This is a genomic window from Dyadobacter crusticola DSM 16708 (assembly GCF_000701505.1).
GTDB lineage: Bacteria > Bacteroidota > Bacteroidia > Cytophagales > Spirosomataceae > Dyadobacter > Dyadobacter crusticola.
In genome coordinates, this window is sequence record NZ_JNJB01000024.1 from 1 (window position 1) to 26428 (window position 26428).

Genomic DNA, 26428 nt, shown 5'->3' on the forward strand with positions numbered 1-26428 from the left:
TCCAAAGATTTTGCAATCTGGTGTGAGGAGAAAGGCATTGAAACTAGGTATATACAGCCGGGGAAGCCAACTCAAAACGGCTATATCGAACGATTTAACCGACTGTATCGGGAAGCAGTATTAGACGCATATTTGTTCTTTGACCTGGATCAGGTCAGGCAACTAACAGCTGAGTGGATCGAAGAATATAATCAGCGACGGCCGCACGAAGGACTGGGCAATTTGACCCCATTTGAGTGGAAGGAGTTGCTGGTGAAAAAAGTAATTCAACAACAAATGACTGTCTGAAAAACGGGGCACTTACAGCAGGACTTGCACACAGGCAGAAAAGAAGAATTACTGGAAACATAATTGTTGCGAAAACCGTAAAGTATCGATGCATAAGTAGAAGGAATAAGTTTGTAATGAAGCCAACTAGATTGGGTGAAATGTTCTATTATTTCTAGGATTAACAAAATAGTTTTATAGCTGCGGAGGGCGGGAATTAGCTGCCGGCGAGAAGCAGAGTACGAACGGGAAGGTTGCTGGAAAAAGTTGTTTGTGCTCTGCCATTTTTCCCTGCAATTATTAGTAGACGAATAGTTGGGGAGACTTATAACTTTGACGTACTCAATAGCTAAACTTCAACTTGTACTCTACATGACACATCACTCCGATCACCGTGCCTATTTTTTTAAAATAGACACGACTATCAAAAAAATTCGCAACGCCTTACAAAAACAGTTGACAGAAGCAGGTTTCGATTTGACAGTTGATCAATGGGTACTTATCGACCATATATTCAGAAAGCAGGGAGTGAGCCAGAATGAACTTGCGGAAATGACATTCAAAGATCCACCGACTGTCACCAGAATCATTGATCTGCTCGAAAAGAAAGGATTGGTGGAACGCGGCCCGGCAGCAGGGGACCGGAGAAAATTCAATCTTTTTTTAACAAAGCACGGACAGTCTATTTACAACCAGGCTTTTCCCATTGTAGCGGACATCAGAAGAAAAGGATGGGGAAGTCTTAATGATTCAGACTATCAGCACTTTGTTAGGATAATGGACTCTATCTATCAGAACTTTACCTGAAATATCTCGTTCCGTACTCAAATGGAAGGTTATCCTGTTATGGACGATCTTCCATTTTTATTTTACAACAAAGCCTGATTTGCTTAAACTTTGGCAACAATAAAGCATCTAACCTGCGTTGAGACACAAAACACTTTTACATTGTGATTGTCCCAACGTTCATTTTTAATTCATTTTCATTTTTTTAAAGCCATGAAAAAAGCATTTTTAGCCAGCTTTCTATTATCTGCAGTAATGTTGTCCCCCGCGTTCTCACAGGTAAAAACTGAACAACTAATGCAGGTACCTAATATCGAAGTAGCCGGCTTCGCCGAAATCGAGGTAGTGCCGGATGAGATCTACTTCAACATTTCGCTGCGCGAGTATTATCAAGATGAAAAAAACCAGAAGGATAAAGTTGTGATCAGTACTTTGGAGAAGCAGCTTGTGAAAGCGATTGCAGATGCAGGGCTACCGAAAGAAAGTCTGTCGATCAGCGGCGTAGGTGGTTATCAGGAATATGTTGATAAGAAGAAAAAGCCAGCTACTTTCCTGGAAAGCAAGCAATATGAGCTGAAAGTGAGCAGTGCCGAAAAGCTTGACGTTATTATGTCAAAGGTTGAAAGCCGCGGGGTTAACTATGCAAATGTTGCGCGCGTAGATCACTCCAAGAAGGAAGAATTCAAAAAGCAGGTAAAGATTGACGCATTGAAAGCAGCGAAAGAGAAGGCTGAATACCTGGTGGCATCTTTGGACCAGAAGCTTGGCCGCGTGCTGGAAATTAAGGAGCTTGATGAAAACCTTTACTTTCCGCAGCCCATGTTTGCGAAAGCCAATATGCGCGCTATGTCAGCGGAGTCGGCTGATGCAGTTACTGAAAGCGATGTGCAATATCAGAAGATCAAAATCAGCTACCGGATGCAGGCTGCATTTGAAATCAAGTAAATCCTCGGTTTTATGCCTGCTTCTTGCAGGCATAATTTTTTGGTGGTAACACTCCACCGGAGCAACTCTCCCGGTACATTTAGAAATAGTTATTTAAATCAAGCTAAACTAAGTAACTGGAAACCATGGGCATCAATTCAAAACATCTGGCCACATTCATTCTTGGCGCCGCAGCAGGAGTTGCAGCACACAAGTATCTTCAATCCGAAGAGGGAGAAAAGCTTTTGGAAGATCTTAAAACGAAAGCGAATAGTCTCAAAGCAGAGGCCGAGGGCGCAATTGATAAAGCTCCCGAGTACTTTGAAGAGCTAAAAACCAAAGGAGCGGAGTCGCTCAAAGGGAATTTTCCTGATGTGGAATCATTTCTGAAAGATCTTTACGAAAAATTTGTCGGGAACAAGGAAGCTTCCACTACCACCGCCACTCCCGAGAACACACCTATTCCGGATCCCATTTCGTAGGATAACAGAATAGGATATTGACAATGCAGCTTGAAGCCGGCACCGCGCTACTTTAAGCTGCATTGTTTTTTAGCAGGTTGTTGATCTGCGCGTACTGGATTAGCATGATTGTTTTTGCGTCTCTGATCTCGCCGCGCGAAATCATCTCCACGGCTTCTGTAAACGGGACTTCCATTACTTCAATGTTCTCCTGCTCACCATCTGCGCCGCCGCCTTCGCTCACCTTCATTTCGTCAGAATATTCACCTACAAAAAAATACAGGATTTCAGTTACTGAGCCAGGCGACATATAAGCTTCAAATATTTTGCGCACAGAACTGAGCTTGTAGCCGGTTTCTTCCTCGGTTTCTCTGATAATGCAGTCTTCCGGATTGTCTTTGTCCAGCAAACCGGCACACGCTTCGATCAGCATTCCCGATGGATTTCCATTGGTGTAAGTCGGAAGACGGAATTGGTTGGTAAGGATAACGGTTTGTTTTTCAACATTGTATAACAAGATAGTGGCTCCATTTCCACGGTCATAAGCTTCGCGGCTCTGGCGTTCCCAATCCCCGTTTTTACCCTGATAATCAAATGTGTACTTCCGCAATGTGTACCAGTTGTCAGACAGTACCTCTTCATTGACCAATTTAACTTTTGAATTCTCCATTGAACAGTTTTGATTAAAATTGATTAATAATGATCAAATGTAAAAGAATTGATCAGAACTGACAAATGCAATTGATTATTTGGCGGCGGACTGCTTTCCAGTTAGTTTAGGAGCTACTTACTATAACAATTATGAAGCCTCTTGAATATTGGGTAGAGAAATACCAGTTGCAACCACATCCTGAGGGTGGGTTTTATGCGGAGACTTACCGCGCGAAAGATGTGATAAGTTCCGAGGCACTACCTGCGCGGTTTGGGGGCGACAGGACGGTGAGTACAGGCATTTACTTCTTGCTCGATGCGCATCATTTTTCCGCATTTCATCGGATTAAGTCGGACGAAATGTGGCATTTTTATGCAGGGGAGGCTTTGGAGATTTTTGTTATTGAACCAAAAACCAAAAAGCTACATATAATCAGGTTGGGAAATGATCCCGAAAATGGAGAAACATTCCAGGCAGTAGTTCCCGCAGGAGCCTGGTTCGGCTCGCGGCCTGCCGCCGGAAGTTCCTATTCGCTGGTGGGTTGTACCGTAGCGCCCGGCTTTGATTTCAGGGATTTTGAAATGGCAGATCGAGTGGAGTTACAGTTCGAGTATCCCGAATTTCATACATTAATCGCCGAGCTGACCAGAATTTGAGCTGCTATTTAACTTCCATTTTTGACCAATAAGGCTTTGACTCGTACCGGTTTGTATAAACTCCGGTGACCGTGTATTTGCCAGCAGGCAGATCAGCTGGGATCTTATACTTGCCAAGTGAATAACTGAATCCTGCTATCAACCAGTTGAAGACTATGAGCTCCGGGGCAAGATCGACTGTTTTTGCAGCTGATTTCAAGCGGAGTCTGGGCAGACGATTTACATCGAAATCGGTACTGCCTGAACCATAATCAAGAGGCTGTGATTTTGCGTAAAATATATCGCCTTTGTTAAGTAAAAGGGGCAGTGTATTTCTCTCAAGCGTTTTTTCAATGCTTCCTTTCCAGATCGTTTCGAGACAGTTGGTTTCGAAGTTGCCCAGGTAGACACTGCTCTTCCCAATTAGTTTGTCTTTTTCATAGAATGAAACGAGGTAGGCGCCTTCTTCCAAATTAGCAGGAATCTTGTCAAGTGAAATTTTAGAGTGATCATTCACCCGCATTGCTGCTGTTACAGGTTTTTCGAGAAAGTCGCTTGAAAAGGTTACGGTATACTTTTCTTGCGGAATGAAGATTCCACCATTGGCGCTAATGGTATCTTTTCTTGTATACTGGAATTTATAAGAAGGCCAAACTGTAACTACCGGCGCGTCGCGGATGAATTTAATCCCTTCAAAAACCACTGGTTCCTGGTTGTAAAATAAAATTTCCAGTCGATGCAGATCAGAGGTCAGCAGCGTTTCGGCCTTTTCCAATCCAATTTGGCCTTCTATATCGTACACTACTGTTTCGGTCGAAAAGCCGGTTTTAGGATTGGTAATGCGCAAAATAGGGCCGGCCTGATTTGGACTTGACGGAATACTACCCATTTTGGCCTCAAAACGAAGCGGAAAAATAATTCCTAGCGAGCTGATCGGCAACTCTTTACTAAGTAATGTGATATTGGGTTTGCCCGAAAAATTGAAATACACATTGAAGAAGAAGTTGCCGCGATTGGCTTTCTCCCGCAGCTCGAATACCAGCGGCCCAACTCCCCGGTAAGCGAAGCGGATAATGCTGTCCTTGGTGATTTCACCACTCTGGTTCACCAGTCCGATGTTGGAATGCAGGGATAATTTAACTTCTGCCTGTTCCTCGCTGTAAGTGTCGGGCAGACTTACCATATAGCTTTTGGAAGTCGAATCAAAGGTGATTTGCTGTGCACCCGTCACAGTCAGACCTTTCAGGAATTCTCCTGCTTTGGTCGGATTCTCGGTTTCCGGCTCAGGTTTCGGCCCGATTTCAGGATCTTTCTCTTTCTTACATCCTGAGCAAAGACCGGCTAGCAGAAGTATCAGGTAAATGGACTTTTTCATGGCAAAAACGAATAAACAAATGGTTACTCCATTCACTCGAATTTAGGTCTTATTACAGACAAATTGCAATTAATTCTAAATAATCTCTAAGCCGCCTGATCGCGTTTACTCAGTAACCAACGCTGGTATCGTCGCCGCGGGGATCGGATCCGCCTTCCAGGGTTCTGTCGGGTAAGACGAGGATACAGTCCATTCGGCCGATTGTGTTCCGTTGTTGTTCAAGTATATATCCCTTATCCTGTAATTTTTTGATTGCTCCTTCGGAAAATGCATTGGCCTCGAAAGTGGTTTTGTCCGGAAGCCACTGATGATGGAATTTTGATGCATTCACAGATTGCTGCATTGTCATTCCGTGCTCTATCACGTTCAATATGGTTTGGTAAACAGAAGTAATGATCGTCGAACCGCCGGGGGTACCTACTACCATGAAGAGCTTTCCGTCCTTTTCTATGATAGTCGGGGTCATCGAGGAGAGCATTCGCTTACCAGGTGCAATCGCATTGGCTTTGTTGCCGATCAGTCCGTACATATTCGGCGCGCCGGCTTTAACGCTAAAATCATCCATTTCATTATTCATGAAAAATCCGCCGCCTTTAATTACAACCCGGCTTCCGTAACCTCCATTCAATGTAGTAGTGAGTGAAACGGCATTTCCCTCTTTGTCCACAACCGAAAAGTGCGTGGTTTCCAGACTTTCGTACCCAGGAAATGTACCGCCTTTGATATCCTTGCTGACAGTTGCTTTATTCCAGTTGAAATCTGCCCAGCGGCTGGCCAGGTATTCTTTGTTCATCAAGGTTTCCTGCGGCACTCTTACAAAATCGGGATCGCCCAAAAACTTGGCCCGATCGGCATAAACTCTTCTCTCCGCCTCGATCATCACCTGGATCGTGGAATCGGAGTGCCAGCCCCATTTTCTTAGTGGAAATGGTTCGGTGAGGCGCATCAGCTGGACCAATGCAATTCCGCCGCTCGAAGGAGGCGCCATGGTGATCACTTTATAGTCTTTATAGCTTTCAGTTATTGTTTCCCGCCATTGCGCATGGTAGTCGGCCAGGTCTTTTTTACTGATAATTCCTTCGCCGTTTTTGTTGATATCTCTGACGATCAGTCGGGCTGTTTTGCCTTTGTAAAAACCATCACGTCCCTTTTTCTGAATTCTTTTCAACACTTTACCCAAATCCGTTTGAACCAGGATATCGCCTGTTGCCCATTCCTTGCCGGTTGGATTAAGAAAGTATTTTGTGCCCGGGTTCAGTGTTTCCACATCTTGTTTGATCGCATTCAAGCCGCGTGCCTCCCGCTCTGTTTGCACAACTCCATGCATAGCCAGGTCAATGGCGGGTTGCAAAACCTGCTTCCATGGCAGCTTTCCATATTTGGCGTGCGCCTCTGCCATTCCGGCTACCGAGCCGGGCACACCGGAAGCAAGCCGGCCCAGCGTACTTGCTTTTGGAATGATGTTCCCGTCTTTGTCGAGGTACATATCTGCATGCCCTTTTGCAGGCGCTTTTTCACGGAAATCAATGCTGTAACTTTTACCGGTTTTGTCGCGCAGCACCAGAAATCCGCCGCCGCCGAGGTTCCCTGCAGAAGGGTGCACTACCGCCAGTGCAAACTGTACAGCTACTGCCGCATCGACCGCATTTCCCCCTGCTTTCAGTATCTCGACTCCCACCTTTGATGCTTCCGGATGCGCAGAAGCAACCATACCATTTTTTGCGAAAACGCCTTTTCTATCACTGAAAAAAGGTTTTTGATTCGGATCGTCGGATAGGAACTGGTAAAAGCCGGTAGATTCCTGAACTGGTTTTTGAGCAGCTGCAAACCAGGAAACGAAACAGAAAACAATGAAGAATGTATAGTGTTTTTGCATAGCAGGAGTGAAAGGTTAGTGTTGTAAGATATCAAATCAGACCGTTTTTCTTACCTTTTGTAACAATTTATTTCAGGATCAGAGCCTTAACAGTTAACTTTTGAATTGAATATGTCCCGACTGTGATTATGAAATTTTTACGACAGGTTTTAGAAAGTTTCAGGTTTGCCTGGCAGGCTTTGAAGTCGAATATTACACGAACAATCCTTTCCCTGCTTGGGGTTACAGTCGGCATTTTCGCAATTGTTGCCGTTTTTACCATTGTGGATTCCCTGGAGAGGAGCATCAAAGACAGCATGAGCTTCATCGGCGACAAAGTAATTTATGTTCAAAAATGGCCGTGGGGCTTCGGTGGGGAATACCAATGGTGGAAATACTTCCAGTGGCCGGAGCCAACTTATGCCGAATACAAATATTTGTACGACAACCTCGAAAGTGCCAGCGCAGTAGCTGTGATGGATTTCAAGGGAAATACAATCCTTAAAAACGGCTCAAACAGCATTAATGCCCAAATCCAGGGTGTTTCTTTCGAGTACAACCAGATCTCTGAAATTCCCATTGCCACAGGGCGCTATTTCATTCCGCTGGAAACAAACAATGCAAGGAATGTGGCTGTGGTAGGTGCCGACATTGCTGCCGCGCTGTATCCGGGGCAGGACGCGATTGGAAAGCCGTTCAAGCTCGCAGGTAACAAATTTACGATTGTTGGTGTGCAGGTGAAAAAAGGGGAGAGCCTCGTCGATTTTGGCGGTAGTCCCGACAAGAACTGCATTATCCCTTTTACCGCATTTTCAAAGTTGTTCCAGTCGGGCCGCAGGAGTGCTGATATCGTCGTCAAAGGATTTCCAGAAGATGAAGGAATGCAGGAGGTTGAAGCTGAGATAACCGGCTTAATGCGGACCAAGCGCGGCATCAAGCCACGTGAAGGAAATAATTTCTCGCTCAACCGACCCGAAGCAGCAGCGCAGGCAATTGCGGGACTGTTCGCAGTACTGACCGTTGCAGGCTGGGTAATCGGCAGCTTCTCCATTCTGGTGGGAGGATTCGGGATAGCCAACATTATGTTTGTTTCGGTTAAAGAAAGAACAAACTTGATCGGCATTCAAAAATCACTCGGTGCGAAGAACTATTCCATTCTCTTTCAGTTTTTGTTTGAAGCAGTGATGCTAAGTCTGGTGGGCGGATTAGTCGGGATTTTTCTGGTTTACCTGATGTCCTTTGTCCCAATGGGTTCGCTTGAAATCCTGCTGACGCCCGGTAATATCCTGCTTGGACTCACGGTGTCCAGCATAATCGGCGTGCTTTCAGGAATTATCCCCGCTATGCTTGCAGCCAGAATGGATCCTGTAATCGCAATCAGGGCGAAATAATAGGAAAAATCAAACGGTTTTCCGAAGTTAGCTTTCATCATAAACACTGAATTTCACACTTATGCGTAAATGGGTCATATTCGCGATTTTTCTGGCGATTATCTTTGGAATCTTATACTATCTCACGTTCGGATATTACAGCGAAGGAAAACGGGGCGGCTTTATTACCAAGCTCAGCAATAAGGGATATTTGTTCAAAACTTATGAAGGTGAGCTCAGAATGGGCGGGCTTTACGAAGGCGACGGAACAATGAACTCGTCGGAATGGGTCTTTTCTGTAAGTGCGAAGAATAAAGACGCGATCTCAAAGCTGGAAGAAGCGATCAAAAATGGCCACCGCGTGTCGCTGACTTACGAAGAGAAGTTCTTCACTTTACCCTGGAACGGGGATACCAAATATTTTGTGACCAATGTAGAGGTGCTCGGTGCCTCACGATCTGTTGCGCCAGATAATCAGCCGCAGACAGAACCTTTACCTTCGCCAACTGAAATCGACACAAACGAAGTACTTTAATGCAAAGCCGGACTAACCTCCGGCTTTTTTTGCTTTGTATCCTTTGCTGGTCAGCGAGGTAATTACCTTGTCGCGGTGGTCGCCCTGGATCTGCACTTCGTGGTCCTTTACCGTTCCTCCGCTTCCGCAGAGGTTTTTGAGCAGCTTGCCCAGGGCTTCCAGGTCAGATATTTTGCCTGTATAACCTTTTACAACCGTGCTCACTTTCCCCCCGCCTTTTCTTTCCAGCCAAACCCGCAGGTCCTGCTGATTAGGCGGCAAAGTCTCAGCCTCATCGTCGGCATCATTAAACTCGAAATCGGGATTGGTTGAATAGATAATCCCGGAGCGGTTCTTTTTTGACATTTTTAAAAACTGAATTCCTGTTTGAATGTGAATTTAAACAATCACACGCAGACTTTTAGGTTTGATATTGACTTCAATGCGCGCAGTCGTGAGTTGCAGCGGCTCGCCGTCATAATGGATCATCGGCGGTACTTCGGTCTCGATCACAGCGTGTGTAGCACTTTGATAGTCGATAAAACGCGACGCTTTCATCTGTTTTGTAAAAAGCTGATAGGCGAGCGAGGTACCGTACCATTTTGGAAAAGGTTTGATCGTGCAGATATCCAGCATTCCATCCTGCAAATTAGCCTGCGGAGCTACCCACGCATTGTTACCAAACTGTCCTGCATTGGCAAATGAGATAGAAAATGCATTGGTTTTTACCCCATTCAACTTAAAGCTCTGAGGTCTGTAACGCCAGTAGGAACGAAAGGAAACATTGACATAAGTAGCCAGTCCCCGCATTTTCTGCTGACTGAAAAGGTGGCCAACGTATGCATCAAAGCCCATTCCTGCCGTGCAGAAAAAGGGTATATCATTGAGGGTTGCAGTGTCAATGACAATCTGCTTGCCCGTAAAAAGCTTCTGAAGAGACCTTTCCAGTGAGATAGGAATGCCCAGATGCCTGGCCAGGCCGTTTCCGGAACCTAACGGGATAATACCAACCGGCGTTTCACTGCCCACGAGCGGCTGTGCAATTTCGTTGATAGTACCATCTCCGCCCACTGCCACGATACCCGCCCAATCCTGCTGATTGACGTGCTCTTTTACAAGCTGCGTGGCGTGTGCCCGGCCTTCGGTAAAGAGGATTTCTGCATTACTGTCATTTCTGTCCGCGATCGATTGAATCCGGGAAGTAATGTAGTCAGTCCTTTTGCCGGTTGAAGTGCCCGAGTTTGGATTTAAAATAAAGAGATAGGAGCGAGCCACTGATCAGGCGAAGAATAAGAAAAGTATAAGTAGAAAAACGATAATGAACAGGTAGTAAATACCATCGATAAATGGGTATTTCTGCCTGTCAATCTTGCTGAAAAGATCATTGAACTTTCCCATTCCTGCGAATTACGGTCTTGTAAATGCTACTGGTCTTCGCCAATCAAATCTTTCATTATATTGGACTAATGAAAACCGTTTTACAAAAATCCGCAAAAAATATGAGAAACTGGCTTTTTACACTCATCCTGCTTGCTACCTGCACCATTGTCTCGGCCCAGTCGGACAAGGATAAGGAAGAAGTACTGGCGATACTCAGGCAGCAGGAAGCGGACTGGAACCAGGGGAATATCAAGTCCTTTATGAATGGGTACTGGAATTCTGACTCGCTGATGTTTGTGGGAAAAGCAGGCGTTACCTACGGGTATAAAGCAACTTACGAGCGCTACATGAAGAGCTATCCGGACAAAGCCACAATGGGTAAGCTGAAATTCACCTTTCTGAATTTCTCGTTTCCAGGACCGGGCGTTGCATTTGTGGTAGGTAAATTCCATTTAACAAGACCGGAGAAAGGCGATCTTGAAGGCCACTACACTTTGCTTTTTAAGAAAATACAAGGAAAGTGGTTGATCATCTGCGATCATACAAGCGGCTAAAAATAACAGAAGCCGGGTTGATGCCCGGCCTCTGTTATTTTGAAAAACTAGCTTTCTTACACTCTCTTAAAAATAAGCAGCGCATTAACGGGTGGCTTTGTAGCGTCTGCATTTGTATTTACAACAACTGTAAGATCTGTTGGCGTCTGCGTGATCTTAAGTTCTTCTGACACATTTCCCTCTGTTAACGTAAGTTTATCGCCGTTAACCTTCCATTTTGCATTGGTACCCACAGGTACGAAAGTGCCAATTGCAGTGACTGCTATCGGGCAATCGGCTGTTGAGATAGTATTGTTTGCATTGAAGGTCAGCTTCATCTCAAAAATACATGGCACTAGTGCTTTGATCTGCTCGATGTTCGAAATAGGTGGCGCGCCCGGTTCGGGCGTAATTGCGGTCAGCTGCCAGGTACCTACAATCGGGTTATCATCGACAGGCTCGGCTTCGGGGTCTTTGTCATCTTTGCAGGCAGCTACGGTCAGGGCGAGCGCCAGCATTACAAAATACAACGTTTTGGTAACGTAATGAGTGATTTTCATGGTATTAGGATAAAGTAATCAGTAGAGATTTGATAAGTTTAACGTCCAAACTTAGCTTAAAGATGCTTTTGCCCAGGATTTTTAAGGGTGAAGCGGAAAAATTAGCTCTTCAACCATAAGTCAATCAGGCTTTCGGCTGCTTTGACAGGAAGCATTTTCCCGCTTTTAACAACTTCTTCAAAATCGGAAAGCTGGCTTTTTACATTGCTGTTTTGGTAAAAACGATCTTCGATTATCTGCCGGATCATTTCGTGCATCCAGTTTACTTGCTGTAATTCACGGTTTTTTGCAAAATAGCCGCTTTGCCGGGTTATCGCTTCAAACCCGGTTACTACATCCCAGATCTCCCCGATCCCGCTGTTTTCGAGTGCCGAGCACGACATTATCTTCACCGGCACACCGGAGCTGGTCGCCGGCATCAAATGCATTGCATTCTGGTAATCAGAAATCGCGGCATCTATTTGCTGTGCGTTGTTCACGTCAGCCTTGTTGACCGCAATGGCATCAACCATTTCCATAATCCCTTTTTTGATCCCCTGTAACTCGTCGCCTGCGCCGGGCAATGTAAGCAGCAGGAAAAAGTCAGTCATGCCTTTTACCAGAATTTCCGATTGTCCCACACCGACAGTTTCTACCAATATAACATTGTAGCCAGCTGCCTCACACAGGATCATCGCTTCCCGGGTGTTCCGTGCAACGCCACCGAGCGATAAGCCTGTTGCAGACGGACGGATAAATGCCATCGGATTTCGGACCAGTTCTTCCATTCTGGTTTTATCGCCCAGGATGCTGCCGCCGGTTTTTGAGCTGGTCGGATCTACCGTAAGCACAGCTACGTGGTTTCCCAATTTGGTAAGGTGCATTCCGAGTGCTTCAATCAGCGTACTTTTTCCAACACCCGGTACCCCCGTTATTCCAACGCGCAACGCATTTCCGGAATGCGGCAAAACGCTCTGGAGAATGGAATGCGCCAGATCCCTGTCCTCGTAGAGTCGGCTTTCGATAACCGTAATGGCGCGGCTCAGGATAATGCGGTCGCCAGCCAGGATACCATTCACGTAAGCTTCTGAAGAAAGGCGCTCCCGCATAATTAATGATTAAAATACCGCCTCGGGGGAGGTATGTCGTTCGTCGCCGAAAATTAAACTTTTTATATGAGAAAAGGCGAAAAGGCGTATCTTGGTCGTTTTCAATTCTATAATTTCCAATTTTATTGATCAGAATGAGAATTTCGATAATTCGTTTGGGCTTGCTTGCGATAAGCAGTCTGGGCTTTTTTAGCGCAAGTGCACAGGAGGCTGGGAAAGGGGCTTATGACGCACATGTATTGTTTCACCCGCTGTTCAACTTTCAGCCCGGTAACGAGTACCGCACAGGCAGCGGCGCGCCGGGGCCTAAATACTGGCAGAATAAAGCCGACTACAAAATCAATGTCGCGCTCGATGAGGCGAAAGGAACCGTAAGCGGGGACGTGGAGCTGACTTACAAGAACAACAGTCCTGAAAATCTCGAATTTATCTGGCTGCAACTGGATCAGAATGCGTTTAGCGAACAATCCAGAGGCGGTAAAACAACTCCGGTAACCGGCGGAAGATTTGGGAACACAGGGTTCAATGGGGGTGACTCGATTACAACTGTAACGGTTCAGCAAGGCAAAGACAAGTTTGTGGAAGCCGACTACAAGATCACCGACACCCGCATGCAGATCCGCCTGAAAAATCCGGTGAAAGCGAATGGAGACGTGATTAAAATCAGAATCGCTTACTCATTCAAAATTCCCGAATACGGTTCTGATCGCATGGGAACATTGGAAACGAAAAATGGTATCGTGTACGAAATGGCGCAATGGTACCCTCGTGTAGCTGTTTTTGACGACATAGAAGGCTGGAACCTGTTGCCTTACCTGGGTGCGGGTGAGTTTTACCTGGAATACGGGGATTTTGAATACAATGTAACTGTGCCCTGGGACCATATCGTAGTGGGATCTGGAGAGCTGCTGAACCCGGGCGAGGTATTGACAGCCGAGCAAAGAACAAGGTTGGCAAATGCAGCTAAGAGTGATCAGACTGTTATGATCCGATCGGCAGAAGAGGTTTCAAATCCGTCCACAAGACCGAAACAATCGGGTACATTAACCTGGCGTTTCCGTTGTCTGCAGGCGCGTGATATCGCCTGGGCAACTTCAAAAGCATTCGTTTGGGATGCAGCGCGGATGAATTTACCGAAAGGAAAAACTGCATTGGCACAGTCGGTATATCCTGCAGAGGATGGTGGGTTGGACGGCTGGGGCCGCTCTACGGAATATGTAAAAGGCTGCATTGAGTTTTATTCCAGCTATGTTCATGAATACACTTACCCCGTTGCTACCAACGTGGGCGGTATCGTAGGAGGAATGGAGTATCCGGGCATTGTATTTTGCAGCAGCAAAAGCCGCAAAGATGATCTTTGGGGAGTAACAGACCACGAGTTCGGGCATAACTGGTTCCCGATGATCGTGGGAAACAACGAGCGTAAATATGCGTGGATGGATGAAGGTTTTAATACATTCATCAACTTCCTTTCCGGCGACAACTTCAATAATGGCGAATATAAAACGACGCAGATGAATGACCTGCACCAGTTGGCGCCGCTCATTTACAGAAAGAAGGCTGATCCAATTATGACTATTCCTGATGTTGTTCAGGCGCAGAATCTTGGCTGGGAAGCTTACCTGAAACCAGGGCTTGGTCTTAAAATGTTGCGTGAGCAGGTATTAGGCAAGGAGCGGTTTGATTATGCATTCAAAGTATATGTTCAGCGTTGGGCATTCAAACATCCGACTCCCTACGACTTTTTCCGTACAATGGAAGATGCAGCGGGCGAAGACCTGGGCTGGTTCTGGAAAGGCTGGTTTTTTGAGAACTACAAGCTCGACCAGAGCGTAAAAAGTGTTAGCTACGTAGAGCAAAACCCACAACGTGGCTCTTTCATTACAATTGAAAACCTGGATCAATGGGCAATGCCAGCGAAGATTGACATTGAAGAGGTAAGTGGAAAGAAAACACGCATTGAACTGCCTGTTGAAATCTGGCAAAGAGGCGGAACGTGGACTTTCAAAGCACCTACCCAGCAGGCAATCCGGTCAGTAACGATTGACCCGGAGCATGCATTGCCGGATATCAATCCTTCGAACAATGTATGGAAGCCGCAAATGTTTGCTGAGCCTGAGGTGAACTAAGAGGGTTTGCAGTAACAAAAAAGCCTTCCGATTGAACAACTTGTTCCGTCGGAAGGCTTTTTTAATGTCTTTATATCAGATAGTAACCAGCATTGCCCCGTAAGAGTATCCTCCGCCGAAAACAGTTACCACAATATTTTCTCCTTTTTTAAACTTATCCTTATTCTCAGATAAAGCAATCGCGCAGCCTGCACAGCCCGTATTTCCAAGATACTGAATGTTGGAGATCAGCTTCTCCACCGGAATACCAAGTGTATTGATCACATTGAGGCTGATCCGGTGATTAGCCTGGTGCGGGATCAGGTAGTCGAGATCGTCAATCGTAAGTCCGCACGCGTGCAGTACCTGCTGGCTGACCTTTGGCATATAAATACACGCATTCTGGAACACGTCGCGGCCGAAAGGCATAATTACGCCGCGGTCATTGGGCCGGAGTACCACCGCTTCAATGGCTTTCCCGCTGGTAGCCGCTCCGCCGGTGATGATCTTCTTGATATGCATATCCGAATCAGTCTGGCGCTCTTTGGAAATCAGCAGCGCCGACGCTCCATCGCCCCATAAATGACCGGAAACTGTATCCATTTCATTGTAGTATGCAGTATTATGGTCCGAAACCACCACCAACGCTTTGGAAGCTTTGCCAAGCGCGAAATAGCCTTCTACAATCTCAATCGCATTAAGCAGCGAAGAGCAGGCAGAGGAAATGCTTAAAACGGGAATGTCCGGAATTTGCAACTGGTGCTGTACTGCGTGAGCAAGCGTGACAATGGTATCGTATGGCGTATAAGTAGCGCCGATAATAAGGTCTATTTCGTTTTTACTGTAAGGAATATTTTCAAGTAGTGATTCAACCGCCTTAATTGCCATTGTGGAAGTATTCTCTTCCGCTGATGCCTTACGTCTTTCTGAGATTCCGGTCCGTTCTACAATCCATTCGTTGGACAGGTTGTTGAGATTTGTAAAATATTCATTACCAATAACTTCGCTTGGCAAATAATGACTAACTGTATTAATATACATGATTGAGAAGTTGACTCCGCAAACTACGATTCTTTTTGATTCCGAAAGTTAAATATTTCATAGAAATCGTAGTACTAAATATTTGAACAATTCAATAGTAAATTTATAAAATTATAATAACCAGCTCCTTCAACTGAGATCTTTTTTTCAGGCTGATATATCTACGTAAAAAGAGAGCAGTTTTTGTATTTCCTGCTTCCAATTATAAAAATTTTCAACGCGAATCTTGCCATTATTCCCCATCTCCAATCGCTTCGGTTCATTTTCTGCCAGGAAGGCCAGCTTGTCAAAAAGGGCCGCGTCGTCGTAAGGAGAAATACAAAATCCGGATTGAGAAGGTTCTACAATGGACCTGTACAAGGGAAAGTCAGAGGTAATAACCGGCAAGCCAAATGCCATGTATTCAAACAATTTAGTTGTGTAAGAATCAGGATAATCGGCGACGGGTTTCAGCAGCGCGATTCCCGCCACATAGCGTGACGCATATCGAAATGCAATCTGCTGATCGGTGTATCCATAGAAAACAAGGTTGTTGCGTACCTGATCAAATCCTGGCAAAGTTTCCAATGCATTCTGATCCAGCCGCAATGCTCCAAAGAAATGCGCTTTGAAATGGGGATAGATGTTTTTCAATTTCGAGAATGCCAGGATCATTACATCAATGCATCTTTCCATGGAAATCACACCAACATATAAAAACTCCGGGCTTGCCTGCGTGGAATTCTGAATTGAATTGTAAATGTCAGACGGCGGAATGGACGCGAAGTTTTGAATGACGGCGTGGGGATACCTTAACTGACTGTACGTGTTTAGATATGCTTTTTCAGTGAAGATGAAGAAGAATTCCCTTCGTGCCAGTTTATCAAAATAGGCGAATAACAGCTGAAAGATCAGCGCATTATTGTATTTCTTGATGCTAAACTTCTGATCGAGATTTTCCTGAACCTCGTAAATCACTTTTGCGCCCAGCCATTTAAATATGAAAGCGGCCGGTATGAGCTCGGGAACAAAAATGTGCAGAATGTCAGGTTTCAGGCGAATACATTTCCAGAACAAAACGGGGTAGGTTACCAAAAGTCTTGCCGACAACTTTTTGAAAAACGGCAGCGAAATGGTTCTAAATGCTTTTTGCTGCCGGATCTGCGGCAATGCACATATTACTTCATATTGCGCAGCCAGCGCCGGCGCTATTTTATAGACAATGCGCGGGTCGGTCGGAGGATGTACCGTGCTTAACAACAATACGCGTTTCATTGCTGGCCGATCATCGCTACGCCAGCGGAAGTACCAATGCGGTCAGCGCCGGCCTCGATCAATGCAATGGCTTGTTCAGCTGTACGAATCCCGCCGGAAGCTTTGATTTTTACTTCTTTGGGTAGGATCGTGCGGAGTGTTTTCACCACTTCTACTTCTGCTCCTTTCGGGGCGAAGCCGGTGGAGGTTTTTACATAATCGGCTCCGGCCTCGGCACAAATTTCGGTAGCTGTGTAAAGCTCGAAAGTATCAAGATAGGCAGTTTCAATGATGATCTTGACTAATGCATTTTTACTGTGAGCGAGCTGAGCAATCTGGCCCAGCTCTTGCCGCACACTCAGGTAAGCCATTGATTTGAAGAGTGAAAGGTTCATCACCACGTCCAGTTCCGTCGCGCCCTGTTCCAATGCAATTTGCGCTTCGGTCAGTTTGGCTTCTGTAGCGGAATAGCCCATGGGGAAGCCGATCACGGTTGCAAGTTCGATCCTGACAGGACAAAACTCCATCATTTCAACCACATAAGGCACGTAAACAGGCGCTACACAAATTGCCTTAAACTGGAACTTCCAGGCTTCTTCACATATCTTGCGAATGTCAGTTTCAGTTGCGACAGGGCTAAGCAGTGTGTGGTCAATGTAGGAGGAGAGTGCGTCCATGTATTTTGTACAAGATCAAAAAATAAAAACCCTGTCGTAAAAGACAGGGTTTTCGGATATTATGGGACTGGATTAAGCTTTGCTTTTTTCCTTTTTAGCAGGTTTATTGGGAGAGTCTTCCGACTCTGCTGAGTCTGCGCTCGCTTCTTCCACCGCCGCTTCCGGCTCAGTTGTTGCTTCTGATACTACAAAAAGCTCAGGAAGGTGCTTTGAAAGCAGGTTGTACCAGGTAATAATTTTCTTGATATCTGATACGTAAACCTTGGAACGGTCGAAGTCGGGCAGAACTTTCACTAGAAACTCGATCAGTTCTTTGTCCGATGCGGTTTTAACAGCTAAGTCTACCTGCTCGCCATGTACTTCGCGAATTGTGGTAAATACGTCTTCCAGCGGAGCTGACTCTTGCTCTCCATCTGTAAAAATAGACACGTCTTTCAACACAGAAACCCTCGCAGTGGGCCCGATCAGTGTTTTTTCGCGCTTTTCATCCAGGCTTTCAACAATCACGCCCGCGCGGCTCGGTTTGAGAATACGGAACAGTCCGCCTTTACCTGAAACATTTGCTATTTCCTTTAACAGCTCCATTCCTGTAGACTCTACTTTTTCACTCATCCTTTTTGTTATTTGTTATTTCTGATTTGAATGCGGTTTACTGACCGGCTACTTTTCCGCAAAATAACGGAAAGATACTTCGCCAAACAACTTGCTACGGTTGTGTATTCTGAAACGCGTCGTTGTAAGTTTGTATTGCTTTCAGAACAGCATCCCGGCCTTCGTTTTTTTCTGCTGAGGTCACAAACATCGGTGGTATTTCTTCCCAAAGCTCGCCCAGCTTCGATTTGTATGCTTCAACCTGGTTGGCAACCTGCCCGGGTTTGAGCTTATCTGCTTTTGTAAAAATGATATGAAACGGAATGCCGGCTTCTCCCAGCTGTGACATGAATTCAAGATCAACGGCCATCGCACTATGCCGCACGTCGATCAGCGCGAACGTGCAAATAAGATTTTGCCGGTTATATAGATAATCATTGATCATTTTTTCCCACTTGTCCCGCTCGACCTTGCTGACCTTTGCATAACCGTACCCGGGTAAATCGACGAGATACCAGGAATCATTGATAATAAAATGATTGATCAGCTGCGTTTTTCCTGGTTGCTGGGAGGTTTTCGCCAGTGCTTTTTTGCCGGTGAGCATGTTAATCAGCGAAGATTTGCCCACATTGGAGCGGCCGATAAATGCGTACTCGGGCAATTCAGGGGAGGGACATTTCAGATAGTCCGAATTGCTCATCACGTACCTGGCATCCTGAACTTTCATAGGGAATTAATGTTAATGAAGCTGCGAAGTTATCTTTTTTGCCCCGCAAATCCATTGTAAAAGCGTAATCGTATGTTTAACAAGGAATTGCGCAAAATAAGATAAGACGTTATTTTCGTAATCAGAATCTAAGTATAACTATCAAGCAAATAATGAGAAACTTAAAGAAATTGGGTCTGCTGATTGCAGTATTGGCTTTGTCGTTTTCTGTTGCCGTGGCGGGAACTGGCGATAAGAATGCAAAAGAAGCAGAAAAGGGAATTCGGTTTGTCGAAGGTTCCTGGGCGTCAATCCTGAAAAAGGCGAAGGCCGAAAACAAGATCATTTTTTTTGACGCATATACCACCTGGTGCGGGCCATGTAAATTACTGCAGAAGAATGTTTTTACAAGAGCGGATGTAGCCGAGGTTTTCAATGAGAATTTTATCAATGTAAAATTTGATATGGAGAGTGGCGAAGGGCCTAAGTTGGCCAGCAAATATCCAATCGAAGGATATCCGACATTGTTTTTTATCAATCCAAATGGGAAAGTAGTTAAGAAGGTGCTGGGATATACCAGCGCGGAGGATTTGATCAAAACAGGCAAGTCCCTGAAAAAACCTGCGGGTAATAAAACAACTGTTTAATGCAGCAGAAAGATAAAGGCCCGGGAGCAGCTTGCTTCCGGGCCTTTGTATTTTAACAGAGTTCTTATTCGTAATAGTTTGGAACGCGGTGACCGCTGCTTTCGAGCAATCTGTCCTTTTTGAACAGTGTCACGTCAGCTGTAACCATATCGTTAACCAAAGCTTTCAGGTCATATTTCGGTTTCCACCCTAGTTTCGTCATCGATTTCGTTGGGTCTCCGATCAACAGTTCCACTTCTGTAGGGCGGAAATACCTTGGATCGACAGCTACTACTTCCTTACCGATCTCGATCTGGAAATCAGGGTTATTGCATGCAACTACAGTTGCGATCTCGTCAACACCTTCCCCAGTAAATGCAACTTCGATACCTACTTCGTCAAAAGCCATTTTCACGAACTCGCGAATGCGGGTAGTGATACCTGTTGCAATTACAAAATCTTCCGGAGTATCCTGTTGCAGGATCAGCCACATTGCCTCAACGAAATCTTTGGCGTGGCCCCAGTCACGTTGTGCGTCCAGGTTACCCAGGTAAACTTTGTCCTGCAAGCCTAGTGCGATACGTGCAACTGCGCGGGTGATTTTGCGGGTCACGAAAGTTTCACCTCTTAATGGCGATTCGTGGTTGAACAAAATCCCGTTTACCGCAAACATATCGTAAGCTTCACGATAGTTGACTGTGATCCAGTAACCGTAAAGTTTGGCAACTGCGTAAGGTGAGCGTGGATAAAAAGGTGTTGTTTCTGACTGCGGCACAGCTTGTACCAGACCGTAAAGCTCAGAAGTGGAAGCCTGATATATCTTCGTCTTTTTAGTTAAACCCAGCAAACGAACCGCTTCCAGTATCCGCAAAGTACCGATACCATCCACATTGGCAGTGTACTCAGGCTCTTCAAAACTTACCTGTACGTGCGACATCGCACCCAGGTTGTAAATTTCGTCAGGCTGAACTTCCTGAATGATCCGGATGATGTTGGTAGAATCACTCAGATCACCGTAGTGAAGATGGAATCGCACATTTTTTTCGTGTGGATCTTCATAAATGTGGTCAATCCGCTGCGTATTGAACAAAGAGCTGCGGCGCTTAATGCCGTGTACTTCATATCCTTTGCTCAGTAAGAGCTCTGCCAGATAAGAACCATCCTGCCCGGTTATCCCGGTAATCAATGCCTTTTTCATTTAGACGTCTGTATATCGAGTGAGATTACGATTTAATTATTACTGAAATATCAACTAATTGTTTTCTGCTGAGGAATTTATATCCAGGCTTCTTTTTATATCGACGCGATCGGGTAAAATGACGGCCGAGGCATATTGTTCTTTGATCATGTCAAGGTACTGTTCTGCATCGCTGCGATACATAAAGTCACCTGCTTTGACGCGGTAAGTGGGCTGGGAATAGGAAACGTAGGGGTTCAGGTCAGGAAATGCCTGGTAAATATAGGATTTTGCACCATCAGCTTCCTGCCGCACATTACCTACATATAACTGAATACGATATCCGTTGATATACCTGATCGACTTGTTGTGCCTGGCCAGGGTATCGAGTACGGTATCAAGCTTTTTATTTACGTAAAGCGGCTTGTCTACATCGGCTTTCGGTGCAGTGGTCGGCTTCGGAGCTGTCTCCTTGGGAGCTTTATCGAATACAGGTTCCACATATTCATACCTTGGCCTGACTGCCGAAAGGTCTTCTCTGTACTCTGAGCTGGACGAGCTGACTACCGACTTTTTACTACAGGCTGATAAGATGATCATGCCAATCTGCAGTGCCAATAAGGAATTCTTTTTCAGCTTCATATCTCTGAAAACGGTAACTGAATTAACAAACATAATAAAAAAGGATGAATCGGCATACCACTTAGTTTTGATTGTAATACCTAACTTTACCAATACAATTCACAATACCAATGCAAATTCAATCCAATTTTCCGCTTCGTCATTACAATACCTTTGGGCTGGAATCGACGGCGCGCTTTTTTGTTGAAATTACATCTCTAACGGAATTAACCGAAATTCTGACGAATCCGGAATGGAAAAAAACGCCAAAATTTATTTTAGGGGGCGGCAGCAACATCCTTTTAACGCGGGATATTGACGCACTTGTAATTCATCCGAAAATCCTGGGAATTGAGAAAATCAAGGAAACTGATTCACAGGTTTTGCTGAAAGCAGGCGGGGGTGAAAGCTGGCATGAATTCGTATTGCATTGCGTCAGAAGTGGTTACGGAGGTGTTGAAAACCTCTCTCTGATTCCGGGAAGCGTGGGTGCTGCACCTATGCAGAATATTGGTGCGTATGGTGTTGAGGTCAAAAATGTGATAGAATCCGTAGAGGCGGTGGAGGTGGAAACCGGCGTGCCACACGTTTTCTCAAATGCGGAATGCAAATTCGGCTATCGTGAAAGTATTTTCAAAAAGGAAGCCAGCGGCCGCTTTGTAATCACGGGCGTCACCTTTGTTTTGTCCAAAAACCCTGTTGTGAACATTGGTTACGGAGATGTTCAGAAAACGCTGGCCGAAATGGAAATTGTGAATCCAACAATCGGAGACGTAAGTGAGGCGATCATGCGGATCAGGAAAAGTAAATTACCCGATCCTGCACAAATCGGGAATGCCGGAAGTTTTTTCAAAAATCCCGAGATTTCTGCAACTCAATTCGGGGATTTGAAAATGGCTTTTCCTGAAATACCCGGTTATCCGGTTGATGAAAATACAGTAAAAGTACCGGCAGGCTGGCTGATTGAGAAAGCTGGCTGGAAAGGTTACCGGAATGGGGATATCGGGGTGCACGAAAAACAGGCGCTGGTACTAGTCAATTACGGAGGAGGTACCGGAAACGAAATAAGGTTATTATCCGAAACAATTCAGGAATCCATTTTATCGAAATTTGGGATCAGTTTGAAAGCAGAGGTAAATTTCATTTGATATATGAATTCAAAAAAGCGCAACGCTACGCTGTTTCTTTTTATACTTTTTGTTGCAGTCTTCTTTTTAAAGCAACGTTTTACGGTAGAACTTTATCAGGACGAATTCCACTACCTGCCCACGGCTGTTTATTTCAGTCCCGAACCAATCCCTTCCATTGATCTGCTAAAAAGCTACAATGAGCTCAATACACCTATCCCATTCATTCTGGGCGGCTGGGTTGTAAGCCTTTTTGGTGATAGTATCCAGTACCTGCGTTTACTGACATTCGTTTTCAGCTTCGGTTTGTTGATGCTTTTTGTGTGGAACAGCCCTGAAAAGAGCAAGCGTTTCTGGTTGTGTCTGGTCGGTTTACTGCTTTTTCCCAACTACTATCTCGTCAGCGTTTATTACTATACGGACATTTTTGCAATGTTCTTTGTGCTGGCGGGCATTGTCGCGTACCTGAAACGAGTGCATTGGGCCGGGATGCTGCTGTTTGCAGCGGCTGTTTGTTGTCGGCAGTATATGCTGGCATTCCCGGCTGCTGTCGTAGCTTACGAGCTTTTCAATCATTTAAGAATATCGGTCAAACCTGCATTGTTGATCAGGAATATCTGGAACGATAAAACCTGGATATGGTACGGAATTGCCGTTTTGAGCATTGTTCCATGGGTTCTGCTCTGGAAAGGCCCCGCGCCGGCCGCAGTGATGGCCGATCAGCATTACGATTCGGACAAGATCGCACAGTACAATTTCGGTTATCTGATGTATGCGTCGGTAGTAATCGCAGTTTATCACGTTATTCCGGAATTGATTTTTACCAAAAAGCTGGGTTATTTGTTCCGGTTTCCGTCGCTTTATCCGAAACTATTCGCTGCATTTGTGGCCTTACTTGCCGCTGTAATCATTTTTTTTCCCGCCAAACAAGCCTACAATCCGTATTTCACTTGGCCTTATCTCGGTTACATCGATCAGTTATTAATGACAATCGGAATCAGTGGATTGGTTAAACAGGTCGTTTTCGGACTTTTGGCATTAGTTACTTTGATGCGCTTTTTCTCCCCGAAATTCAATCTTGCAAGCTGGATGGTCGCATTCAATGTGCTGCTGCTTGGTAAAGCGCAGCTGTCGTGGGACAAATATTCACTGCCGGTAATTATGGCATTGTGGTTCCTGGCGATGTTTGACGAACAATGGTCTCTGTCCGAAAACACAGAAGAAATCCCTGAGGCGGCAAATGCAAAATATTAGGGATATATTTATATCGGTTGTTTAAACCAATTGAGCGGTAAGGATTTTAAAAGTTGTTGAATGAAATGAGCTTTACAAGTAAGATCAGTGCCTTCTTCCTGGTTATCCTCGCTGGGATATCACAGGAAACATACGGCCAGCGTTTTTTTTCAGTCGTCTTCAACAAGCTGCCCAAAGATATGCAGCTGTTTGCACGTGCCGACGACAATACAGCCGAGGTGCCGTTTGCCGGAAGAATAGAAGCTACCGGCTGGGACCACATGTCAGTAGTTACTTTCCGAAATGGGAAGCAGGTTGATTTGCAGCAGCAGAAGCTGAATTATGCCGGCCAGGATTTCGCCAGTTTTGAGCTGAAACCGAAGATCAAGGCTGAAATGGCTGATTACGAATTCGCGTTTTACGCTTGCAAGACAGACGATTCGGTGCTGGTCGTAAAACGAACAGAGATCGTGGCAGGCGATTTTTATGTGATCAGCGGGCAGTCCAATGCAGCAGCGGTCCACTTCGGAAACTGGTCAAGTAAGTATGCCCGTACACTGGGTAGAACCCCTGACGACAGCCCTGCCCAGACTCTGGGTGACACAATGTGGATACCTTCTTCGTGGTCGTGGCCCTACGCAGGCGCCTGGGGCGTGGAAATGCAACGGCGCATTCTGGAAACAGACAGTATCCCTACGTGCGTGATCAACGGTGCTTTACCCGGATCGTACATTCGCTATCATACCGACCGCAATGCTGAAAATCCTGCTTCATCGAATTTGTATGGATTTTTGTACCAAAGGATCAAAGCCGCCAGGCCGGGCCGCATTCGCGCTTTCTTCTGGTATCAGGGAGAGCAGGAGGCTTTGGAGGATATCCGCAACTACGAGCAGGAATACGACAAGCTTTTCAAGTACTGGCAGCAGGATTACCCCCAGGTTGACAAGTTTGTAGTGATTCAAATTCCGGTACTGTTTAATCCTTATTATGTGGCAGGTACTATCCGCGAGTTCCAGCGGAAAACGAAATACATTTATCCGAAAACAGATCATTTTAATGTAAGCGGCTTGCTAGGATTTGACGGCATCCATTATAGTCTGTCCGGGTACCAGGAGCTGGGTAGAAGGATTCAAAAATTCCTGGCACCGAAGGTTTATGGTTCTGCGGACAGCAGCAATGTAAATTGCCCGGATGTGCAGAAGATTTATTATTCGTCGGAGCAAAAGGATGAGATAACGCTGGTTTTTGAAGAGGGGCAAAACTTGCGCTGGCCCAAAGATACATTGATAGATGATGTCAATGGAACCAAGTTCCTGAAAGGGCTGAAAGATGTTTTTTACTTCGACGGTGATGAATCGAAGCCGGCGAGCATTGCGTCGGGATCTGCAAGTGGAAATAAGGTTATTTTGAAGCTCGCAGGCAGTTCCAATGCAAGCAAGCTGACCTACCTGCCAGCGTACAAAGGTGAGCAGATCAGAATTTATTACGGTCCTTTTCTGACGAATGCACGGGGTTTGGGCGCGTTTTCTTTCCAGGAACTCGCGGTCGCCAATATTATCACGTTTGCTGTTTTTGAGGCCAAAGAATCCGAAGCAGCCAGTGTGCTGGTTTCGTGGCAGTCCACCGGTGCGGACAGCTACGTTCTTGAAAAGAAAGGACCGGATGACACAGAGTTTGTCGCAATCGGCACTTTCAGCGGAAATACCTTGTCATATGAGGATAAAGACGTTTCGCCGGATGAAACTTACAATTATCGCATTCAGGCTTTCAGTAAAACTTCGCAGTCGCTCGTAAAAACCGCTACTGTAAAAATGCTGCCGCTTTTGGCTGTAAAACCATCACCAAGTGAAATGTTCTGGAGAGTTTTTCCCAATCCTGTTTCGGCTGCTTTAAAAGTGGAGTTCAAGAACCCAGTGAAGGGACACATCAGGCTGAGCAACGCGCGCGGGCAGTGGGTGCACAATGCGCAGCTAAAATCGGAAAGCAGGTATGAAATTGACATTTCAACAATGCCGACCGGCCTCTATATCCTTACAGTAGATCAGGGCGACGGAACTGTGATCAGCAGTAAGGTCATCAAGCAGTAACAAAAATGGGTAGCGAAGGCTACCCATTTTTGTTTACAATATCTCTTAGATCTCAGCTTCCCAATCCATACCGTACAATGCAGTACAATGCGCGGAAACCGTCTTTCCAGTTTATCTTCTTGCCTTCCTCGTAAGTCCGGCCGTAATAAGATACACCTACCTCATATATTCTGATCTTGGGTATTTTAGCAATCTTCGCTGTTACTTCCGGCTCGAAACCAAAGCGTTTCTCATGAAGTGAAAGGTTTTTAAGCAAATCGGCCCTGAAAAGCTTGTAGCAGGTTTCCATATCCGTCAGGTTCAGGTTAGTGAACATATTGCTCAGGAATGTCAGGAACTTGTTGCCGATCGTGTGCCAGAAGAACAGAATTCTGTGCGGTCTTCCACCCATGAAGCGGGAGCCGTAAACTACATCGGCGTACCCGTCGACAACCGGTTTCAGTAAAATGTTAAATTCCTGGGGATCATATTCCAGATCCGCATCCTGCACGATAATGTAATCACCCGTAGCGCGTCGAAATCCTGTGTGCAGTGCTGCTCCTTTCCCCTGATTGTATTCGTGACGATAATAACTTACTTCCAGAAGCGGGTTTTCAGCCATAAATCGCTGTGCTACTCCCTCGGTATTATCTGAGGAACAGTCATTTACAATTACGATCTCTTTCTGAAAACCACTTATCAATTCAACGGATTTAAGCTTGTCCAGCACTTTCCAAATTGTTTTCTCTTCGTTGTAGGCAGGAACTATGACTGATAATTTCATCCGGAACTAGTAACGTATATGGCTAATATGAAGTTGTA

At 45.5% G+C, this 26428-nt stretch carries 28 protein-coding genes; 13 read left to right on the forward strand and 15 right to left on the reverse strand.

The window, feature by feature from the left end:
• The 4 genes from Q369_RS0120955 to Q369_RS0120970 form a co-directional block, all read left to right on the forward strand.
• Positions 1–288, forward strand: a 288-nt coding sequence (locus Q369_RS0120955) for an integrase core domain-containing protein (RefSeq protein ID WP_035333744.1), incomplete at its 5' end; no start/stop codon positions are given.
• A gap of 351 nt (positions 289–639) precedes the next feature.
• Complete coding sequence (locus Q369_RS0120960) at positions 640–1074, forward strand: MarR family winged helix-turn-helix transcriptional regulator (protein ID WP_031529714.1); 435 nt, start codon at positions 640–642, stop codon at positions 1072–1074.
• Positions 1075–1350: 276 nt separating this feature from the next.
• A complete protein-coding gene (locus Q369_RS0120965) occupies positions 1351–1998 on the forward strand; it encodes an SIMPL domain-containing protein (protein ID WP_229206909.1) in 648 nt (215 codons plus the stop codon).
• Positions 1999–2123: 125 nt separating this feature from the next.
• Positions 2124–2459 (forward strand): YtxH domain-containing protein, encoded by a 336-nt coding sequence (locus Q369_RS0120970; RefSeq protein WP_031529716.1) that lies wholly within the window; start codon positions 2124–2126, stop codon positions 2457–2459.
• A gap of 52 nt (positions 2460–2511) precedes the next feature.
• Here the strand turns inward: Q369_RS0120970 and nudK are convergent, their stop codons facing one another.
• Positions 2512–3108, reverse strand: coding sequence for a GDP-mannose pyrophosphatase NudK (gene nudK / locus Q369_RS0120975; RefSeq protein WP_031529717.1), 597 nt, complete (start codon positions 3106–3108; stop codon positions 2512–2514).
• Positions 3109–3239: 131 nt separating this feature from the next.
• On the opposite strand from nudK, the gene Q369_RS0120980 reads away from it, so the two are divergent.
• Positions 3240–3746 carry a cupin domain-containing protein gene (locus tag Q369_RS0120980; protein WP_031529718.1) on the forward strand — a complete coding sequence of 169 codons (507 nt, stop codon included), beginning with the start codon at positions 3240–3242 and terminating at the stop codon, positions 3744–3746.
• Between the two features lie 4 nt (positions 3747–3750).
• Here the strand turns inward: Q369_RS0120980 and Q369_RS0120985 are convergent, their stop codons facing one another.
• Positions 3751–5100, reverse strand: coding sequence for a hypothetical protein (locus Q369_RS0120985; protein WP_031529719.1), 1350 nt, complete (start codon positions 5098–5100; stop codon positions 3751–3753).
• A 109-nt stretch (positions 5101–5209) separates the two neighbouring features.
• Positions 5210–6976 (reverse strand): gamma-glutamyltransferase, encoded by a 1767-nt coding sequence (gene ggt, locus Q369_RS0120990; RefSeq protein ID WP_031529720.1) that lies wholly within the window; start codon positions 6974–6976, stop codon positions 5210–5212.
• Positions 6977–7104: 128 nt separating this feature from the next.
• Between ggt and Q369_RS0120995 the strand changes: the two genes are divergently transcribed.
• Together Q369_RS0120995 and Q369_RS0121000 are read left to right on the forward strand one after the other, a co-directional pair.
• A complete protein-coding gene (locus Q369_RS0120995) occupies positions 7105–8346 on the forward strand; it encodes an ABC transporter permease (protein ID WP_031529721.1) in 1242 nt (413 codons plus the stop codon).
• Positions 8347–8407: 61 nt separating this feature from the next.
• Positions 8408–8860, forward strand: a complete 453-nt coding sequence (locus Q369_RS0121000; RefSeq protein ID WP_031529722.1) for a DUF8785 domain-containing protein — start codon at positions 8408–8410, stop codon at positions 8858–8860.
• Positions 8861–8872: 12 nt separating this feature from the next.
• Here the strand turns inward: Q369_RS0121000 and Q369_RS0121005 are convergent, their stop codons facing one another.
• Entirely contained in the window at positions 8873–9205 is a 333-nt protein-coding gene (locus Q369_RS0121005) for a translation initiation factor (protein WP_031529723.1), read from the reverse strand.
• A gap of 33 nt (positions 9206–9238) precedes the next feature.
• Positions 9239–10114 (reverse strand): diacylglycerol/lipid kinase family protein, encoded by an 876-nt coding sequence (locus Q369_RS0121010; RefSeq protein ID WP_031529724.1) that lies wholly within the window; start codon positions 10112–10114, stop codon positions 9239–9241.
• Positions 10115–10338: 224 nt separating this feature from the next.
• Here Q369_RS0121010 and Q369_RS0121020 point away from each other — a divergent pair, with 224 nt between their 5' ends.
• Positions 10339–10773 (forward strand): YybH family protein, encoded by a 435-nt coding sequence (locus tag Q369_RS0121020; protein WP_031529725.1) that lies wholly within the window; start codon positions 10339–10341, stop codon positions 10771–10773.
• Positions 10774–10829: 56 nt separating this feature from the next.
• Here the strand turns inward: Q369_RS0121020 and Q369_RS0121025 are convergent, their stop codons facing one another.
• Entirely contained in the window at positions 10830–11312 is a 483-nt protein-coding gene (locus tag Q369_RS0121025; RefSeq protein WP_031529726.1) for a lipocalin-like domain-containing protein, read from the reverse strand.
• Positions 11313–11413: 101 nt separating this feature from the next.
• A complete protein-coding gene (gene meaB / locus Q369_RS0121030) occupies positions 11414–12400 on the reverse strand; it encodes a methylmalonyl Co-A mutase-associated GTPase MeaB (protein WP_031529727.1) in 987 nt (328 codons plus the stop codon).
• A 134-nt stretch (positions 12401–12534) separates the two neighbouring features.
• On the opposite strand from meaB, the gene Q369_RS0121035 reads away from it, so the two are divergent.
• Entirely contained in the window at positions 12535–14529 is a 1995-nt protein-coding gene (locus tag Q369_RS0121035; protein WP_031529728.1) for a M1 family metallopeptidase, read from the forward strand.
• Positions 14530–14604: 75 nt separating this feature from the next.
• On the opposite strand, the gene Q369_RS0121040 is transcribed toward Q369_RS0121035, so the two are convergent.
• The 5 genes from Q369_RS0121040 to yihA all read right to left on the reverse strand — a co-directional run bounded on the left by Q369_RS0121040 (position 14605) and on the right by yihA (position 18777).
• A complete protein-coding gene (locus Q369_RS0121040) occupies positions 14605–15549 on the reverse strand; it encodes a 3-oxoacyl-ACP synthase III family protein (protein ID WP_031529729.1) in 945 nt (314 codons plus the stop codon).
• Between the two features lie 147 nt (positions 15550–15696).
• Complete coding sequence (locus Q369_RS0121045; protein ID WP_031529730.1) at positions 15697–16803, reverse strand: glycosyltransferase family 4 protein; 1107 nt, start codon at positions 16801–16803, stop codon at positions 15697–15699.
• The gene (gene deoC / locus Q369_RS0121050) at positions 16800–17459 is read right to left on the reverse strand and encodes a deoxyribose-phosphate aldolase (RefSeq protein WP_031529731.1); all 660 of its coding nucleotides are present in this window, start codon (positions 17457–17459) and stop codon (positions 16800–16802) included. Before deoC ends, Q369_RS0121045 begins: the two co-directional genes overlap by 4 nt.
• Before the next feature lie 72 nt (positions 17460–17531).
• On the reverse strand, positions 17532–18071 hold the full coding sequence (locus tag Q369_RS0121055; protein WP_031529732.1) for a DUF5606 family protein: 540 nt from the start codon (positions 18069–18071) through the stop codon (positions 17532–17534).
• A 94-nt stretch (positions 18072–18165) separates the two neighbouring features.
• Positions 18166–18777: a ribosome biogenesis GTP-binding protein YihA/YsxC gene (yihA, locus tag Q369_RS0121060; protein WP_031529733.1), complete on the reverse strand. Its 612-nt coding sequence runs from the start codon at positions 18775–18777 to the stop codon at positions 18166–18168.
• A 152-nt stretch (positions 18778–18929) separates the two neighbouring features.
• On the opposite strand from yihA, the gene Q369_RS0121065 reads away from it, so the two are divergent.
• Positions 18930–19403: a thioredoxin family protein gene (locus Q369_RS0121065; RefSeq protein WP_031529734.1), complete on the forward strand. Its 474-nt coding sequence runs from the start codon at positions 18930–18932 to the stop codon at positions 19401–19403.
• A gap of 64 nt (positions 19404–19467) precedes the next feature.
• Here the strand turns inward: Q369_RS0121065 and gmd are convergent, their stop codons facing one another.
• Both gmd and Q369_RS0121075 read right to left on the reverse strand, forming a co-directional pair.
• Entirely contained in the window at positions 19468–20580 is a 1113-nt protein-coding gene (gene gmd, locus Q369_RS0121070) for a GDP-mannose 4,6-dehydratase (RefSeq protein ID WP_031529735.1), read from the reverse strand.
• A 54-nt stretch (positions 20581–20634) separates the two neighbouring features.
• Complete coding sequence (locus tag Q369_RS0121075; RefSeq protein WP_157488266.1) at positions 20635–21234, reverse strand: SPOR domain-containing protein; 600 nt, start codon at positions 21232–21234, stop codon at positions 20635–20637.
• Positions 21235–21311: 77 nt separating this feature from the next.
• Between Q369_RS0121075 and murB the strand changes: the two genes are divergently transcribed.
• The 3 genes from murB to Q369_RS0121090 all read left to right on the forward strand — a co-directional run bounded on the left by murB (position 21312) and on the right by Q369_RS0121090 (position 25627).
• Positions 21312–22328, forward strand: coding sequence for a UDP-N-acetylmuramate dehydrogenase (murB, locus tag Q369_RS0121080; RefSeq protein WP_031529737.1), 1017 nt, complete (start codon positions 21312–21314; stop codon positions 22326–22328).
• A 3-nt stretch (positions 22329–22331) separates the two neighbouring features.
• Complete coding sequence (locus Q369_RS0121085; RefSeq protein ID WP_031529738.1) at positions 22332–23561, forward strand: Dol-P-Glc:Glc(2)Man(9)GlcNAc(2)-PP-Dol alpha-1,2-glucosyltransferase; 1230 nt, start codon at positions 22332–22334, stop codon at positions 23559–23561.
• A gap of 65 nt (positions 23562–23626) precedes the next feature.
• Positions 23627–25627: a T9SS type A sorting domain-containing protein gene (locus Q369_RS0121090; protein WP_031529739.1), complete on the forward strand. Its 2001-nt coding sequence runs from the start codon at positions 23627–23629 to the stop codon at positions 25625–25627.
• Between the two features lie 52 nt (positions 25628–25679).
• Here the strand turns inward: Q369_RS0121090 and Q369_RS0121095 are convergent, their stop codons facing one another.
• Positions 25680–26390, reverse strand: a complete 711-nt coding sequence (locus Q369_RS0121095) for a glycosyltransferase family 2 protein (RefSeq protein WP_031529740.1) — start codon at positions 26388–26390, stop codon at positions 25680–25682.
• Positions 26391–26428 lie beyond the last annotated feature (38 nt).

What these genes read in the sequence shown, in the direction of transcription:
- Q369_RS0121025 (WP_031529726.1), bottom strand. Translation starts at nt 11,312, where the DNA reads ATGAAAATCACTCATTACGTTACCAAAACGTTGTATTTTGTAATGCTG.
- Q369_RS0121020 (WP_031529725.1), top strand. Translation starts at nt 10,339, where the DNA reads ATGAGAAACTGGCTTTTTACACTCATCCTGCTTGCTACCTGCACCATT.
- Q369_RS0120965 (WP_229206909.1), top strand. Translation starts at nt 1,351, where the DNA reads ATGCAGGTACCTAATATCGAAGTAGCCGGCTTCGCCGAAATCGAGGTA.
- gmd (WP_031529735.1), bottom strand. Translation starts at nt 20,580, where the DNA reads ATGAAAAAGGCATTGATTACCGGGATAACCGGGCAGGATGGTTCTTAT.
- Q369_RS0121065 (WP_031529734.1), top strand. Translation starts at nt 18,930, where the DNA reads ATGAGAAACTTAAAGAAATTGGGTCTGCTGATTGCAGTATTGGCTTTG.
- Q369_RS0120985 (WP_031529719.1), bottom strand. Translation starts at nt 5,100, where the DNA reads ATGAAAAAGTCCATTTACCTGATACTTCTGCTAGCCGGTCTTTGCTCA.
- deoC (WP_031529731.1), bottom strand. Translation starts at nt 17,459, where the DNA reads ATGGACGCACTCTCCTCCTACATTGACCACACACTGCTTAGCCCTGTC.
- Q369_RS0120960 (WP_031529714.1), top strand. Translation starts at nt 640, where the DNA reads ATGACACATCACTCCGATCACCGTGCCTATTTTTTTAAAATAGACACG.
- Q369_RS0121045 (WP_031529730.1), bottom strand. Translation starts at nt 16,803, where the DNA reads ATGAAACGCGTATTGTTGTTAAGCACGGTACATCCTCCGACCGACCCG.
- Q369_RS0121040 (WP_031529729.1), bottom strand. Translation starts at nt 15,549, where the DNA reads ATGTATATTAATACAGTTAGTCATTATTTGCCAAGCGAAGTTATTGGT.
- Q369_RS0121000 (WP_031529722.1), top strand. Translation starts at nt 8,408, where the DNA reads ATGCGTAAATGGGTCATATTCGCGATTTTTCTGGCGATTATCTTTGGA.
- Q369_RS0121075 (WP_157488266.1), bottom strand. Translation starts at nt 21,234, where the DNA reads ATGTTTGTTAATTCAGTTACCGTTTTCAGAGATATGAAGCTGAAAAAG.
- Q369_RS0121035 (WP_031529728.1), top strand. Translation starts at nt 12,535, where the DNA reads ATGAGAATTTCGATAATTCGTTTGGGCTTGCTTGCGATAAGCAGTCTG.
- Q369_RS0121095 (WP_031529740.1), bottom strand. Translation starts at nt 26,390, where the DNA reads ATGAAATTATCAGTCATAGTTCCTGCCTACAACGAAGAGAAAACAATT.
- Q369_RS0120970 (WP_031529716.1), top strand. Translation starts at nt 2,124, where the DNA reads ATGGGCATCAATTCAAAACATCTGGCCACATTCATTCTTGGCGCCGCA.
- Q369_RS0120980 (WP_031529718.1), top strand. Translation starts at nt 3,240, where the DNA reads ATGAAGCCTCTTGAATATTGGGTAGAGAAATACCAGTTGCAACCACAT.
- Q369_RS0120995 (WP_031529721.1), top strand. Translation starts at nt 7,105, where the DNA reads ATGAAATTTTTACGACAGGTTTTAGAAAGTTTCAGGTTTGCCTGGCAG.
- meaB (WP_031529727.1), bottom strand. Translation starts at nt 12,400, where the DNA reads ATGCGGGAGCGCCTTTCTTCAGAAGCTTACGTGAATGGTATCCTGGCT.
- Q369_RS0121055 (WP_031529732.1), bottom strand. Translation starts at nt 18,071, where the DNA reads ATGAGTGAAAAAGTAGAGTCTACAGGAATGGAGCTGTTAAAGGAAATA.
- murB (WP_031529737.1), top strand. Translation starts at nt 21,312, where the DNA reads ATGCAAATTCAATCCAATTTTCCGCTTCGTCATTACAATACCTTTGGG.
- Q369_RS0121090 (WP_031529739.1), top strand. Translation starts at nt 23,627, where the DNA reads ATGAGCTTTACAAGTAAGATCAGTGCCTTCTTCCTGGTTATCCTCGCT.
- nudK (WP_031529717.1), bottom strand. Translation starts at nt 3,108, where the DNA reads ATGGAGAATTCAAAAGTTAAATTGGTCAATGAAGAGGTACTGTCTGAC.
- ggt (WP_031529720.1), bottom strand. Translation starts at nt 6,976, where the DNA reads ATGCAAAAACACTATACATTCTTCATTGTTTTCTGTTTCGTTTCCTGG.
- yihA (WP_031529733.1), bottom strand. Translation starts at nt 18,777, where the DNA reads ATGAAAGTTCAGGATGCCAGGTACGTGATGAGCAATTCGGACTATCTG.
- Q369_RS0121005 (WP_031529723.1), bottom strand. Translation starts at nt 9,205, where the DNA reads ATGTCAAAAAAGAACCGCTCCGGGATTATCTATTCAACCAATCCCGAT.
- Q369_RS0121085 (WP_031529738.1), top strand. Translation starts at nt 22,332, where the DNA reads ATGAATTCAAAAAAGCGCAACGCTACGCTGTTTCTTTTTATACTTTTT.